6 protein-coding genes are annotated in these 14,892 nt (G+C 54.0%); 2 read left to right on the top strand and 4 right to left on the bottom strand.

The features are described 5' to 3' along the window. Nucleotides 1–4: 4 nt before the first annotated feature. Nucleotides 5–3,352 (bottom strand): PAS domain S-box protein, encoded by a 3,348-nt coding sequence (locus tag MKJ04_RS17855; protein ID WP_241643029.1) that lies wholly within the window; start codon nt 3,350–3,352, stop codon nt 5–7. A 371-nt stretch (nt 3,353–3,723) separates the two neighbouring features. Here MKJ04_RS17855 and MKJ04_RS17860 point away from each other — a divergent pair, with 371 nt between their 5' ends. Then, on the top strand, nt 3,724–5,961 hold the full coding sequence (locus tag MKJ04_RS17860) for a heavy metal translocating P-type ATPase (RefSeq protein ID WP_241643030.1): 2,238 nt from the start codon (nt 3,724–3,726) through the stop codon (nt 5,959–5,961). Nucleotides 5,962–6,000: 39 nt separating this feature from the next. Further along, the gene (locus MKJ04_RS17865) at nt 6,001–6,213 is read left to right on the top strand and encodes a heavy-metal-associated domain-containing protein (protein WP_241643031.1); all 213 of its coding nucleotides are present in this window, start codon (nt 6,001–6,003) and stop codon (nt 6,211–6,213) included. Between the two features lie 120 nt (nt 6,214–6,333). Here the strand turns inward: MKJ04_RS17865 and MKJ04_RS17870 are convergent, their stop codons facing one another. From MKJ04_RS17870 to MKJ04_RS17880, 3 genes are all read right to left on the bottom strand, one after another. Next, nucleotides 6,334–6,699, bottom strand: a complete 366-nt coding sequence (locus tag MKJ04_RS17870) for a transmembrane 220 family protein (RefSeq protein ID WP_241643032.1) — start codon at nt 6,697–6,699, stop codon at nt 6,334–6,336. A 231-nt stretch (nt 6,700–6,930) separates the two neighbouring features. Next, on the bottom strand, nt 6,931–7,953 hold the full coding sequence (locus MKJ04_RS17875; RefSeq protein ID WP_241643033.1) for a type IX secretion system membrane protein PorP/SprF: 1,023 nt from the start codon (nt 7,951–7,953) through the stop codon (nt 6,931–6,933). A gap of 7 nt (nt 7,954–7,960) precedes the next feature. Then, on the bottom strand, nt 7,961–13,675 hold the full coding sequence (locus MKJ04_RS17880; RefSeq protein ID WP_241643034.1) for a gliding motility-associated C-terminal domain-containing protein: 5,715 nt from the start codon (nt 13,673–13,675) through the stop codon (nt 7,961–7,963). Between the last annotated feature and the right edge of the window lie 1,217 nt (nt 13,676–14,892).

Consider the following 14,892-nt stretch of genomic DNA (forward strand, 5'->3'; position numbering starts at 1 on the left):
ATCCCTAATTTTTGAAGTAGACGTTAAAAACTGTTCCCTCATTTGGCTTGCTTTCAACTTCTACCTTTCCTTCCAGCATCTCGACCTGGGTTTTAACCAAATGAAGTCCTATGCCCTTGCCTTCAATGCCTTTGTGAAACCGCTTGTACAGACCAAAGATATTGTTCCGCTGTTTTTCAAGGTCAATACCTGAGCCATTGTCCTGTACGCGGAGACAAATATAGTCGTTTACCCTGAATGTGGTAACCTTAATGACAAGTTTTCTGCTCGGGCATTTATACTTTACGGCATTAGAGATCAAATTCAGGAGAATGCTGTGCGCATAGCTCCGTACCGTGCGCAGGGTGGGGGCCTCGCTGAAATCCTGCGTTATACATACCTCATACGTGTCAATTTCGCCCTTAAGCAGTTCCTGCACATCCTGAAAAAGGCACTCCAACGACACCAACTCGTCTGAATTGCCGATCTGGCTCCTGATCGTTAAAATATCGTTCAAATCCCGGATCGTGGTATCCAGGAGCCGGGCAGACTTGATCATGTTGTCTATCACCTTTTGATTGATAGGCGAGCCAAGATCATTGCGGTTATAGATAGAGGTGAGGCCCAGCATGTTGGCAATCGGGGCCCTGAGGTTATGCGACACGATATAGGCGAACTGCTGCAGGTTCTGGTTTTGCTTCTGCAGTTGCTGGGAGAGGACCAACTGCCGGGCCTCTGTCTCCTTGTACGCCGTCATGTCGGAGGCCGACCCGTAGATACGAACCACTTCCCCGAGGTGGTTCTTGCCCGGCGACAGCCGAAGCAGCAACCAGCGCAACCGGCCATCGCTGTCGAGCATGCGCATCTCAAACTCCTGCGTCATACCCTGCAGCACCCGGGGGACTATGTGCTGCAGCAGCGGCTTTTTGTCTTCCTGGTGGATAACGTTCAGCCAGTCAGCGGCTTTCCCCAGATAAAACGCTTCCGCGTATCCTGTAATCTGGGCGCACTGCGGGCTGATGTAGAGAATGTTAAAATCCGCGTTTGCCGTGAAAATAATCTCAGGGATGTTCTCAATTGTGCTTTGGAGCAGGTTTCTGGCATCTTTTATTTCCTGCTCTGCCTTTTTGCGCTCCGTGATGTCCTGCACGGTGCCGTAAAGTTTAATCACCCTGCCCTTTTTATCGCACACAGCCTCGGCAACCTCGTACAAATGAGCCTCCTTTTCCCCGTCGAGCAGGATGCGGTACTCCAGGTTCAGGAGTTGTTTGCTGTCTATCGTGCGCTGGTGCGCCTGCTGCACCTTAACCCGGTCTTCCGGATGGATGCAGGAGAACATGTTATGCCTTGTAGGTATGAATTTGCCTTTTTTGAGTCCATATATGGCGAAGGTGCTGTCTGACCAGGTGAGGACATCCTGGGCGAGGTTATACTCCCAGCTCCCGAGTTTGGCCAGTTGCTGCGCCCGGGCCAGTTGGAGCTCTTTCTGCCTGATAATCTCGAAGTTTTTCTTCTGCTCCGAAATATCCCGTATGTTCAGGGCAACGCCGAGGGTTGTATGCTCAGGGCTCACTACCGGCTGGTACGTGATTTCGTGCCAGTAGTCGCCCTGGCCAATCTCATACATCACGGTCTCGCCACGCATCGCCTTGGCATGATTCTCAACAATGTCTGGTAGCTGCGATGGGGCCATGAACTCCTTCAAACTCTGCCCGGCCTTCAGCTCTTTCAGCAAGTGCCGGTGCACATCGGCAGCGGCCTCTTTATTGAATGAGAGCACGTTCAGGTTCTCGTCTAACAGAAAAATGGACTGTAGCGAGCTGTCGAGCAGGGCCCTCAGGTCGGCCTCGTTGCGCTTTAGCTGCTCCTGGGCGTCTTTCTGCGTCGAAATGTTGATGAACGTGCCGTTCCAGAACACCACACCGTTCTCTTTGGCTGTGGGGAGGCTATGGCCGCGCACCCAGATGTATTTTTTAAGCGTGGGATGCCATACCCTGATCTCCTGTTCCCAGGGTATGAGCTTGCGCGAGCTTTCCTGGGTAGCACGCTGCAACTCTACCATATCTGCGGGGTAAACATTTTTGTATAGCAGCCGCGGGTCGCGGTACACATCCTTCGGAGCCACACCACAAAGCTCCTGCACACCCTCACTGATGTAGTTGAAGCTCACCTTGCCGTCGGCCTCCATCTGGTACTGAAACACTGCGCCAGGTACGCTGGAGCTTACCTCCCGCAGGAGCATCTCATTCTTTTTGAGTTTCTCCAGGGCATCCTCGCGTTTCTGCACATTCACGGCCACAACCAGGCGCGGGTTTGCCTCTTGCTTTCGGGGCAGGCTATGCGACTTGATCTCTACCTTGAACACAGCGCCGTTCTTTCGCCGGTGCAGGTAGCCGTTGCTGTTCAGGATGGCTAAACTTTCAGATCGTTGCAGTTGTTTCTTCAATCTGGCCTGTTCGGACTCAGGCCGTATGTCGAGCAGCGTCATTTGCAGAAACTCAGCCTCAGTGTACCCGTATTCTGCCACGGCGGCTTTGTTCACTTCCAGAAAACGAAGGGTCTCCTTGTCGTATACCCACATGGGCAGCGGGTTTCGGTTGAACAACATCTTATACTCCCGGCGCTGCTGCTGTAGTTCCTCCTCGAGTTTAATCCGCTCGGTAATCTCGACACTGAGCAGCATATTTTCCTGCCGCAGCCATTTGAGGACCCAGTGAATGATGATAGCACCTCCCACAGCGGCAACCATAGCCAGAATCAGGAGGAAAATCTGCGTGTTTACAGAGGAGTTGATGCCCGTGAAGGCCACCTGGACCTTTCGGCCAGCGGCCGCGTTTACCAGCTCGCTGAATTTAATCAGGCGCCGCTCGTGACGCTCATAGCTTGGGTATAGATAACCTTGGGCAAAAGCCTCAGCCTCCTCCATCCGATGCTGATTGCTCAGGCTAACAAGGCTATCGGCAAGTTTGTAATAAACGACTCGCTCTGCCACCACGTCTCTGAGTAGATCTCTTTCTAAGGGTGAACCGGTTGTGCGCTCCAGGCGGTTTATGACGGACGTGTTACGGTTGTGCTCTCGTTTTATTTTTTTATGCAGACGTTGTTTCTCGCTTGCATCACTGGTGTCGATATGCGCCAGCAGCAGGTTCTGGACGTCATCCTGGTTGTGCAAAAGGAAGTTCACCATTTCCAGCTGGCTTAGGGCCTGCAATACCTCGTAATCATATTTTTGCTGCATTTTTCTGGCTACGCTCAGCGAACTGACGCAGACAACCAGCAACACGAAGGTCAGACCCGCGAAAGCAAAGCCGATATAGCGGGCAGTTCGCTCAAAGGTGGTATAACGGGTTTTGTCGTGGTTTGAATGCTGCATATAGAATGCGGGAAATGCGAAATGTTTAAGCTACTCAGTATGGTGAAATTACAAGTCTGCATGTATAAGTAAGGAGCGCTTACCTGCCAATCGACTGCTGTTTAAAGTGTGAAATTAGCTAAAATATTGGCGCGAAACACCTGATAGTCAGATTAAATATAAAATTATTCTGACTGTTGGATGTGAAAATTGTGCAATTCTAAAATAGAATATTATTTAAACCTAAACGCAGGCTCCCAGTTATCAAAACATCCCATAGGTCAGTTGAAAAGCGCGCCAGATTTATGGGAAACATGTAACTGGCTAAGCGAATTATGTAACACATCCGTGTACTCACTTACGTACCTTTGTATAGAAAATCAAGCAGATGTATGGCAACCTTGACTACAGAAGATAAAGTAAAGAAAAGCACATTTCCGGTAGAGGGCATGACGTGCGTCTCCTGTGCGGGCAGTATAGAGAGCATGTTACGGGCGCGCGATGGCGTAAAAGAGGCGAACGTGAACTTTGCTGGTAAAACGGTGCAGATTGCCTATGCCCCCAAAAAGGTGTCGGAGGCCCAGCTTCGCCAAACCGTGCAGGAGATCGGATTTGATATACTGCTTGAGGGCACCACGCAGGAAGAACTGGACGAGCGGCAGGCTACAGCCCTTAAAACGCTTCGCCGCAAGACCGTGGTGGCGGGTGCGCTGGCTTTGCCGGTTTTTGTCATGGGTATGTTCTTTCACGACACGTTTGCCTGGGGCAACTGGGTCATGCTGCTCCTGACGGCGCCTGTACTACTTTGGGCTGGGCAGCGCTTCTTTGTGGGAGCCTGGGCACAGGCCAGACACTTCCGGGCCAACATGGACACGCTGGTGGCGCTCAGCACGGGTATCGCTTTTCTTTTCAGCCTTTTCAATACCGTTTACCCGCAGTTTTTCCTCAGCCGTGGCCTAATGCCGCACGTGTACTATGAGGCCGTTGCCGTGATTATCGCCTTTATCCTGCTGGGTAAGTACCTGGAGGAAAATGCCAAAGACAGGAGTTCCTCCGCCATCAAAAAGCTGATGGGGCTACAGCCAAAAACGGTGCGCGTGGTGCGGGGCGATGCCGAGATGGAACTGAAAATAGAAGACGTGCAGCTGGGCGACAAGGTGCTGTTGCTCCCCGGCGAGCGTGTGCCCGTGGACGGTGAGGTAGCCACTGGCACCACCTATGTGGATGAAAGCATGTTGAGTGGAGAGCCGCTACCGGTTAAAAAGCAACCCGGCGACATGCTGTTTGCCGGAACCATCAACCAAAAAGGGAGTCTACAGCTTGTGGCCCTTAAAACAGGCGGCGAAACCATGCTGGCCCATATTATACGTATGGTGCAGGAAGCCCAGGGCAGCAAGGCCCCGGTCCAGAAGCTGGTAGACAAGGTGGCGGGGATCTTTGTGCCGGTCGTGCTGGCCATCGCGGTGCTCACGCTGGTGGTATGGCTGGTTTTTGGCGGGCAGGCGTATCTGTCGGAAGCGCTCTTGTCCACTATATCGGTGCTGGTGATTGCCTGTCCCTGCGCCCTTGGGCTGGCAACCCCGACTGCGATTATGGTAGGTGTGGGGCGTGGAGCTGAGAATGGCATCCTGATAAAAGACGCCGAGAGCCTGGAGCGGGCGCATCATGTGGATGTAGTGGTTCTGGATAAGACCGGTACGATCACGCTGGGCAAGCCCTCTGTTACCGATGTGGTATGGGCAGACCACCAGGCGGCCCATGCGCAACTGGAAAAGCTGTTCTTTTCATTGGAGGCGCAATCAGAGCATCCGGTGGCGCAGGCAATCTATGTATACTATAAAGAGAAGGGGTATCAGGCCATACAGCCGGACTATTTTAACAGTCTGACAGGGGTAGGCGTAGAAGCTGATTTTGAGGGCAAGCGCTACTATGCGGGCAACGAAAAGCTGTTACGCCAAGTGGGCATACAGGTGGAAGAGCACTTGCTACAGACGGCAAGGCAGCTGCAGGAAGATGCCAAAACCGTTATTTTCTTTGCCGATGACACGCAGGCCCTGGCCGTGTTTGCCGTAAGCGACCCCATAAAACCCGAGGCAGCGGCTGGAATCAAAGCCATGCAAGCGGCTGGGCTGGAGGTATACATGCTGACAGGTGACAACCGGCAGACGGCTGCCGCCGTGGCACGTCAGGTGGGCCTGGAGCATTATCAGGCGGAACTCCTGCCCGACGACAAGGCCAAAGCCGTGAGTAAACTGCAGGCGGAAGGCAAACGGGTGGCCATGGTAGGCGACGGTATAAATGACGCACAGGCACTTGCCACGGCCGATGTTAGTATCGCGATGGGCCAGGGGACCGATGTTGCGATGGATGTGGCCGGGATCACGCTCATGCGCTCAGACCTAAGGCAGGTGGCCAATGCCATAAAGTTGTCCAAGGCCACAGTAAACACCATCCGGCAGAACCTTTTCTGGGCCTTTTTCTATAATGTGATCTGTATACCAATTGCTGCCGGGCTTTTATATCCCTTCACCGGGTTTTTGCTGAGCCCAATGATTGCAGGAGCAGCGATGGCTTTAAGCTCCGTATCAGTGGTGGGCAACAGCCTTCGGCTGCGGGCAAAAAAGCTCTAATGTTTAAATAAATTGTTTAGTTTAATAATTATGTTAAATATGGAAACCTACAAATTTAAAACAACCATTAATTGCGGAAGCTGTGTTCGGGCTGTAACGCCCCATCTTGAAGGACTTCAGGGGGTAGAAGAATGGCAAGTGGACACCGCAAACGCAGACAAAGTGCTCGAGGTGAAAACCGATTCCCTTGATGCGCAAGCCATTCAGCGTGCTGTGGAGAAAGCCGGGTTCAAGGCAGAGCAGATCGCTTAATGCTATTGTCTGAAATTTATATATTAAGAGTGGCCAGCAATTCAATCTGCTGGCCACTCTCTTTTTATAAGAATTAAACACGCAATGTTTCAGCGTGCAAAGCAAGCTGTCTTCACTACCCTACAGTGCCTTTTCAGAAGGGTGTTTAGTTACCTTGGCCAACACTATATAGACCATGAAAGACAGACTGCACAGGAATAGCCCCAGCGACTCCCGGGCCTCCTCAATGTTATTGATATCGCCGGCCCCAATGCTCACGCCCTCAAACCGGGCTGGCCACATATAGATCCCTCCTGCTATATAAACAGCCGCTGCCAGTAAAAATATCGATTGCCTTGGTGTTCGGAAGGCGGCCATAAAATTCAGCGCCGCGGCTATCCCATAAATCGTCATCCAAATCGCAGGGTCCGGATCGTTATACTGCATCACTACAAAGGTGAGGAACAGCACTCCGAAAAATATTCCAACTATCTTTTTAAGCAGCATATGGCAATCAGTTTGTATAAGTCACATCGTGTTTAATGAGCGGTTCGCCGCGCTCTGGCAATCGCCACGCGCAATCATTTCTGGCCGTAAGCTTAGGGTATACCCTTAGCCCATCCTTATGTTATTGCCCCTATCCCTCTCGGGTCTCAGCATTTGGCATTGGCAGTAAATAAAAGAGGCAACTAAAATAGCTGCCTTTTTTATAATCTAAAACTAAACCAACTTTAATATTTACCAGGCCCAACGGGGGCAGATGACTTTTCGGGTGTTGCGTATCTTGAAGCCCAGGACTACCTCGTGACTTCCGGCATGGGTGCTGCCCAGTGCAGAGGTTCCCGCATCGTACGAGTATGCCAGGTCAAGCAGGGGGCTGATGTTTAGCCCGGCCATGGCCGCCACAGATTCCTGGTGGCGGTAAGTTGCCGCAACCCAGAGGCGGCTGTTGAATAGGGCCTTCACGGTGGCATCCACGGATACAGGGCTGGGCTGGGCCATCTTCACCATCACGGAAGGCACCAGCGTTACGTCCGGCGTCAGGTCAAAGCGATAACCGCCCGTCACGAAGTAATGCTTTTGCAGCTCACCCTTGTTGTTTTCGGCAGAACCGGTATAAATAAGGTCCCGTTTGCTGGGCACGAGTTGCGCGCCGGACATCCCCACATAAAACTGCTCTGAATACAGCCAAATCCCCATGTTTAAGTCAAACTTCACTTCGTTGACCCGGCCATCCACCACGGCGGGGTCATTGGTCTTGGCGGTGGTCACGTACGAAGGGTCCAGGCTGTACTGGATAATGCCCGGTGCCACCCCGGCCGCGATGCGCAGGTTTCGGGTAATAGGCTGATGGTAGGCATAGCTCAACGAAAACGTGCCGCGCTTCAGTGGGCCCGTCCGCGTGGACATGGCCATACCCCCCAAGCCATGGTGCGGCCGCACGCGGCGGTAGATGTTCGTTTTCTTGGTGGTCGCCTCCTTCGGCCGCTCCCCTGAGTTGGAAACGCCCCTGTAGGAGGAGGACATGTCCTTGTTAAGGGGCATCTGTACCGTGAGGTAGTAAGATTCGGGGGCGCCCTCCAGCCCTGACCACTGGTGCCGGGTGCCGAGCTTTACATCCGCATAGTCTTCAATGCCCGTAAGGGCGGGGTTGAGCAGGTAATTGTTGAGGGTATACTGCGTATACTGCGGCTTCTGCTGTGCCATCGCCTGGCCAACTGTCAGCAGCACACACACACCGAAGGCTAAAAGTCTGTTCATCCTATACTTATTTTACAATAGTCACACTCCCGGAAATCGGTTTCTCGTTCTGGCCCAGCTCGATGATATAATAGTAGGTGGCGATGGGCAGCTCCTTACCCTTGAACCGGCCGTCCCAAGGCTCTTTATACCCTTCGGAGGCAAACACCATGTTCCCCCACTGGTTGAACACCTTTACCCGGCAGTTCTGGTATTTGGTGATGTTCTCAATCTCCCAGGTATCGTTGATACCGTCCTGGTTCGGGGTGAAGGTGTTGGGCACATTCACAAAAGGAAGCACCGTCACCACCACTTGGTCGCTGAAGGTACAGCCCTCGGCGGTGGTGGCGGTTACCGTGTACACGGTTGTCGTCTCGGGCGTGAGCGACGGGTTGGCGATGGCGGGGTTGTCCATGCCTGTGGACGGCGCCCAGGAATAGGTAAGGCCGCCACTGGCCTGCAACTGCACGCTGCGGCCTTTCACCACGGTCACATCCTCCCCGGCAAACACCTCACTTTCGACCACCTGCACCGTTACGGCCTGCCGCTCGCTGGCGCACGACTGGGCCACTTCCTGCACAAAGAAGGTGGTGGTATGGTTGAGGGACGGGGTATGGAGGGTGCCGCCAATCGCCAGCGGATCGCCGCCGGAGGCACTGGCATACCACTCCAGGCGGCCTCCGTTTCCGGTGGCGGTTAGGGTGGCGCTGTTGCCTGCGCATACCGACGCGCCCGCCGCAACCGGAGCCTGCGGCAACGGGGTAACCGTCACCTGCACGGCGGCGCTCACCAGCGCCTCACACGACTCGGAGGTGACGATGCGCCTGAACCAGGTGGTGTTGGTGAGCGGGGCCGGGGTATAGTCCTGCCGGTTGTTTTGGCCGGGAGCCGTTGTAAATCCCCCCGATGCGCCTGTCGTGCTCTGTTCCCACTGGTAGGTATACTTGCCGCTGCCCCCGTTCGGCAACGTGCCAGTCAGGAGGGCGGGAGCTGTGCCAAAGCAGATGGTCTGCCTGGTGCTGATCTTGTTGTTGCTCATCGCGGGCTTCACCGAAACCATGACCGCGGCGCTCGTGTCGGCGTTTGTGTCTGAGATAACGATTCTTCTGAACCAGGTTTCCTGCGTGAGCGCGTGCGGGGAGTAGCTCTTGGTGTTGCCAGAACCTGTGGCGGTATACCAGCCGGTGGCCGGGCCAACTGTGCTTTGCTGCCAGAGGTAGGTATAGCTGCCCATGCCGCCCACCGGGTCGGAGCCGAGCAGGGGAGCAGGCACGTTGCCGAAGCAGATGACCTGGTCGGCCTGGATGTTGTTGTTGCCCACGGCCGGGGTGATGGTGATCTTCACCTCGTTAGACACAACCTCGCACCCGCCGGCGTATACCCTTCTCCTGAACCAGGTGTCGTTTGTCAGGGCCTTCGGAGAGTAGTTCTTGCCAGTGTTTGGGGTGGGGGCGGAGGTATAGTTTGTGCCGTCCTCGCTGAACTCCCAGAGGTATACATACCTGCCGTCGCCGCTGGTGGGCGTGGAGCCGATCAGGGGGGCGGGCACCTGGCCCGAGTAGATGGTTTGCCCCGACACGATGGTGTTGTTCGCGATCTGCGGGTTCACGGTGACCTGTACCACGTTCGAAATCGCGGTACAGGTGGGCGTGAAGGCAAGACGTCTGAACCAGGTGGTGGTTGTCAGCCTTCCGTGGCTCAGGTCGCGGCCACGGCTGTTCAGCGGCACCGGACGATAAGTGCCGTTCTCCCCGGTAGTCGAGTATTCCCAAGCGTAGGTATAGCCATTGTTGGTCTGCTCAGCCGTGTAGCCTCCGGATGGGAGTGTGCCAGAAAAAGGGGCAGGTTCGTCGCCCTCGCATATCGTCTGGCTCTCGCTGATCTGGTTGTCGCTGATGGCCTCCGCCACGCTTACTTTCAGAAGCGTAGAATAACTGGAACATTCCCCAGACATCACTTTACGGCGGAACCACGTCGTTTGCGTGAGGGCTGCGGCACTGTAACTGGCATTGGTTCGGGTGCCGGGGGCGTTTTCAAACGTCTCGCCGTCCAGGCTGATCTCCCACAGATAGGTATAGGTGCCGTTGCCTCCCGACAGGTTTTTGACCCCGGTGAGCACTGCAGGCGTCTCTCCGTAACATAGGGTGATGTCCGTCTGGGTTAGCTGGTTGTTGCGTATGGCAGGCTGCACCGTCACGAGCACGGCGGCGCTCTCGTCGTTGTCGCAGGTGCCGGATTTCACGACACGGCGATACCATGTATTTGCCGTGAGGGGCTCAGGCGCGGTATAGTTCTGCGCCGTGTTCATCTCGCCGGCGGCGGCGGTGAAAAGGCGGTTGTCTGTGCTGCTCTCCCACAGGTAGGTATAACTTCCGCTGCCGCCCTCGGGCTGTTCTCCCACAAAAGTGCCCGGTATCTCGCCTTCGCAAATGGTCTGCGGATCACGGATGATGTTGTTGCTGATAGCTGGCGTCACGGTCACCTCCACAATCTCCGACACGTCCGTACAGGCAGAGGAGTTCACTGTCCGCCGGTATCTGGTGTTCTGCTGCAGGGCCTTGGGCTGGTAATGCTGAGCTGTGGCACCCGGAATCACGGTAAAGCCTGGGTCAGTGCCCGTGCTGCTCTCCCATACATACGTATAGGTGCCATTGCCGCCCTCTGGCTTGGATCCTAATATCTCTTCGGGGGTTTGGCCGGCGCAGATCACGCTTACAGGCGTCAGGGTGTTCCTCATTAACACTGGGTATACCGTCACGATGGCTGCTGTGCGTGGGCTCAGGCAGCCCTCAATGCTTGCCTGCACATAGTAGGTCTTGCTGTCGTTCAGGGCCTCAATCTCAAAGGCTTTCCCCTCGAAAATCACGTTGCCACCGGTAGCAACGTCAAACCACTGATACACGGTGGCGCTGCCCTGTGCCACGAGCACAGCCTTGTTGCCCGGACCGCAGAGGGCCACAGGCGCTACTGTCGGTGCTGGCGTGGGCGGGCGCACGGTTACCGTAACCCGTCTCCTGACGCTGGTACAGCCGCCCTCAATCGTTGTCTCCACATAGTACGAAGTCGTCCGTGCCAGCACGGGGGTTTCATAGCTTGCCGTATTGCTTAACAGCTTGCCGCCAACCGGGGCATCGTACCAGGCAATGATACCCGACGGGTTTTCAACGGTCAGCACTGTGCCAAAGCCCGGGCAGATGGTGGCGCCGGAAGCGGCAGGCGCGTCTGGCAACGCATTGACCTTCACTTGCACCTGGTCCTGATTCTCGCAGCTTCCAGTGCCGTAGGTATACACGAGGGTAAAGGTGCCGACTGCATCCGGGGTGAAGGTGCCGTTTCTGGTCACATGGCTGGAGCCAGACCAGAAACCGCCCGCCGGAAGTCCATTTAGCTGGAAGGAACCGCTGTTGTGGCATACCACCGCGTCATCGCCTGCCTCCACAGTTGGCACAGGCTCTACCGTCACGGTGAGCTTGTCAAACGCCTTACAGCCAGACGGGCCGGAGTAGGTATAAGTCAGTTCATAGTCGCCGAGCGTGGATGGCGGGGTGAAGGAGCCTGAGGCCGTAACGTGAGGGCCGCTCCAGATGCCGCCAGCCGGGCTTCCCTGCAGCTGCGTGGGCACCGGGGCGTTGCAGACGATTACATCCGGACCCGCCTCCACGATAGGCAGGGGCGTGACGGTAACCGTAACCGTGGCGGAGTTAATGCATCCCGTCAGGGAGTTTCGTCCGGTAACAGTATACGTGGTTGTTTCGAGGGGCTTCGCGATGACCGCGTTGCCGGTGGTGGCGCTCAGGCCGGTGGCCGGAAACCAGGTATAAGTGTCGGCTCCGGAGGCGGTCAGCGTGGCTTCGCCCTGGGTATAGCAAATGGCGGCGGCATCGGTTTTCACCGTGACTTCGGGTAAAGGGTTTACCTCCACCGTGAACGTGGTGGAGCTGGTGCAGCCCGTTTCGCTGTCTGTGCCCTTCACGGTATAGGTTGTCGTCACTTTCGGGTTCACGGTTACGGTGCTTCCGGTGGTGGCGCTCAGGCCCTCGGCTGCCTCCCATATATAGGTGTCTGCTCCGTTCACGCTGATCGTGGTGCTTTCGCCGGAGCAGATGATAGGGTTGGGCGAGTTGGCCTCCAGCACTAGCACCCTGCCAATGGTGATTTCCTGCGTGGCGGCCTCCGACGCACCGCAGTCATTGGTGGCAGTCAGGCTGACGATATACTTGCCCGGGGCGTCAAAATGAATAGAGGGGTATGCCGAGCCACTGTCTGTGCCATCCGCAAACGAGACCGGGGCGGGCCCTGTTATGCTCCAGTTGTATTGGCTGATCGTGCCGGACTGTGGGTCATACGTCGGGCGGTGGTTGGCATTGGTGTCGGTGAAGGAAAGGGTTTGCGGCCCGCAGTACAGCTGCGGCCCCGGCAGCGACACAATCGGCTTGTCCTGAACCACGATCGTTTTCTCCTTCGCTTCGGTACTACAGGTGTTGCTGGATGTCAGGGAGATGGTATAGCTGCCGGACTTCGTGAAGCGGAACGCCGGGTTTTCGGAGGTTTCGTCGGAGCCCTCGGCAAACGCCCAGCCTGTATCAGGGCTCACGCGCCAGGCAAACTGCAGATCCTGGCCGGTGGAGTTGTTCTGGACTGTATACAGGGCAGGGGCGCAGGAACCGTCCCCATGCAGTTCGAAATCGGCGGTAGCCAGATCGCTCACCACAAAAACCTTCTCAAAGGAGCTGCTTTTGCAGGTTGTGCCCGAGCCAACCGGGGTGGATGTCATGCGGATGGTATAAGTCCCCGGCTCACGGAACACGACGGAGGGGTTTTTGGCGGAGCCTCCGCCAGAGCGGTAATCCCAGCCTGTTGCCGGCAGGATCTCCCACTCCACGGTATAGGCGGAGCCCGCGCTGGGGTTCACGGTGTTGGCGTTATACCCAACTATGGTCATGTCCTTGAGCTGCACCGGCACATTCACACAGCCTGTAACCTTATCAATGAAGAAGCCAGCCTCAGGGCCTTTGGATAGTTTGACACCTCCCACGGTGGCGGGCGTGAAGCCACAAGGGTTGCTGGCCGTGGCCGTCACCGTGAAAGCACTGTTCGGCGCGTCTTTCGACGACACCTCATAGGTATGGGTTACTGCTTTCGGGAGGTTTGCGTGCGTGTAGGACAATACGGGCGTGCCGTCGCCAAAGTCTATCGTGTAAACCGTCAGGGGGGAGTTCTCGCTTGTGTTCAGCACATCAAAGGTATAGGTTGCCGGGAGACAGTCGTTAGTGTTGCCCCGGCTGGCTAGCCCCAGACTTGGGTTGCTGCCTATGAACACCCGCTCTGAGGTGGTGCTGGTGCAGCCACTTTCGCCCGTTACCTCCACCTGAAGCTGTAAGAAGCCAGAAGTGGTATAGGAGTGGGTGGCGCTTTCGAAGTCTTTGCCCAGCGTCTCCGTTACCCCATCGCCCCACGAAATTCTGTAGCTCTTGTTGGAGGGCTTGGTGGTCGAGGTGTTCTCGATGGTCAGCACGAAGCTGTTGCTACCGCCGGTAGAGCTGCACGAGGTGAAAAAGTCGATTGGGTCGGCCACGCTGGCGTCCGGGGTGCCGGCAATGTATACCGTTTCAGAGGTGCCCTCGCACCCGTCGGCCTGCACTGTTTTTACCCAGTACTCACCCGCTTCTGTTACCGTGATGAACCGGGTCGTGGCACCTGTGGACCAGAGGTAACCCGTAGCCTCGCTGGAGGTAAGCCGCACCCCCTCGTTATTGCACAGATTTCCGGAGGTAGTGACAGTGGGTATACATTGTGCTGCGTAGACAGTGCCTGGAAACCAACTGCACATTCCAAAAAATAAAATGAGCAAAAAGCACTTGAAATTCGGCTGCATATAAGTTGGCGGTAAAAATTTTACTATAAAAGAGTTTAAGTGAAAAAACTGGACTGAAAGACCTTGCCCGGTAACAACGGGCTAGACGCTCTTCAAATCAGTGAAAATTCATTTTGAGAAATCCATACATGAAGCGGTCGTTGCCTGCGTATCGTCAGAAACAAATACAAATTGCGCATCAATTATTTACTAGGGTTGGAAGCTTAATTCTTATTGACTCATTTAAGTTCAATATCTTATTATGATATTTTTTTTGGATCAATAGGAATATAATTTATTAAGCAGCCCTATCTCTTATAATCTTATAAATATAAAAGAATATAAAGTAGAAGACATAGCGAAATAAGTAAAATTTATTTTCACTCAAAATAGTGGTTTTAAAACCTTTAAGCTTGTTTTTTGAAAAATTTATCTTATGTTAATAATATAGTATATTTTATATACTACAACATATATATAAGTATTATGGCTTATTGAATAATTTTTAGAAGTTGCCCTTGAAGTGATATTCAGGTTTATTGGTATAGTTAAAAATATACTATTTTGATGTTAAATATGTTTTTGCAGGATTCTGTACTAACTTGCGCACGCTAAAAAGGGGCTGTAAAATATGCCGGCCACTCAGCCGTTCATGCATCGGGGAAGGGAAGGGAGTAGCAAAATGAAGCAGAAAGGGTATGAATATAGTTCAATTTATATGTTTAAGGAGACGGGTGCTCCCGAAAGTCGAAAAAAGGCCATTTCGACCACTAAACAACTAATATAGTTAATTTAAAATATTTTAATATTAGATTTGTAATATATTTATTCATTCGCTTTTCTTAATAAATGTAGGCAAAATCACAAACCTTCCGCGGAGCATCGCCGTATTTTGGATCGAGTCTTATATGCCACTCAGCCCACAATTTATTGGACCTAAATGTCCCGCTCATTTGTAGGCAAGTGCGTTCTTAAGCAGGGCCGAACGCTCGGCCGATACACTAAGTTTTTACTGCTACCTAAATGGCTCATCAGCAATGGGTAATGGTTGGTTTTGGGTTGTTGAAGGGAGCAGGATTTAATTAATTTACTTTATGATAGAATTT

This window comes from Pontibacter sp. E15-1, assembly GCF_022601975.1.
Lineage (GTDB): Bacteria > Bacteroidota > Bacteroidia > Cytophagales > Hymenobacteraceae > Pontibacter.

What these genes read in the sequence shown, in the direction of transcription:
- MKJ04_RS17855 (WP_241643029.1), bottom strand. Translation starts at nt 3,352, where the DNA reads ATGCAGCATTCAAACCACGACAAAACCCGTTATACCACCTTTGAGCGA.
- MKJ04_RS17860 (WP_241643030.1), top strand. Translation starts at nt 3,724, where the DNA reads ATGGCAACCTTGACTACAGAAGATAAAGTAAAGAAAAGCACATTTCCG.
- MKJ04_RS17865 (WP_241643031.1), top strand. Translation starts at nt 6,001, where the DNA reads ATGGAAACCTACAAATTTAAAACAACCATTAATTGCGGAAGCTGTGTT.
- MKJ04_RS17870 (WP_241643032.1), bottom strand. Translation starts at nt 6,699, where the DNA reads ATGCTGCTTAAAAAGATAGTTGGAATATTTTTCGGAGTGCTGTTCCTC.
- MKJ04_RS17875 (WP_241643033.1), bottom strand. Translation starts at nt 7,953, where the DNA reads ATGAACAGACTTTTAGCCTTCGGTGTGTGTGTGCTGCTGACAGTTGGC.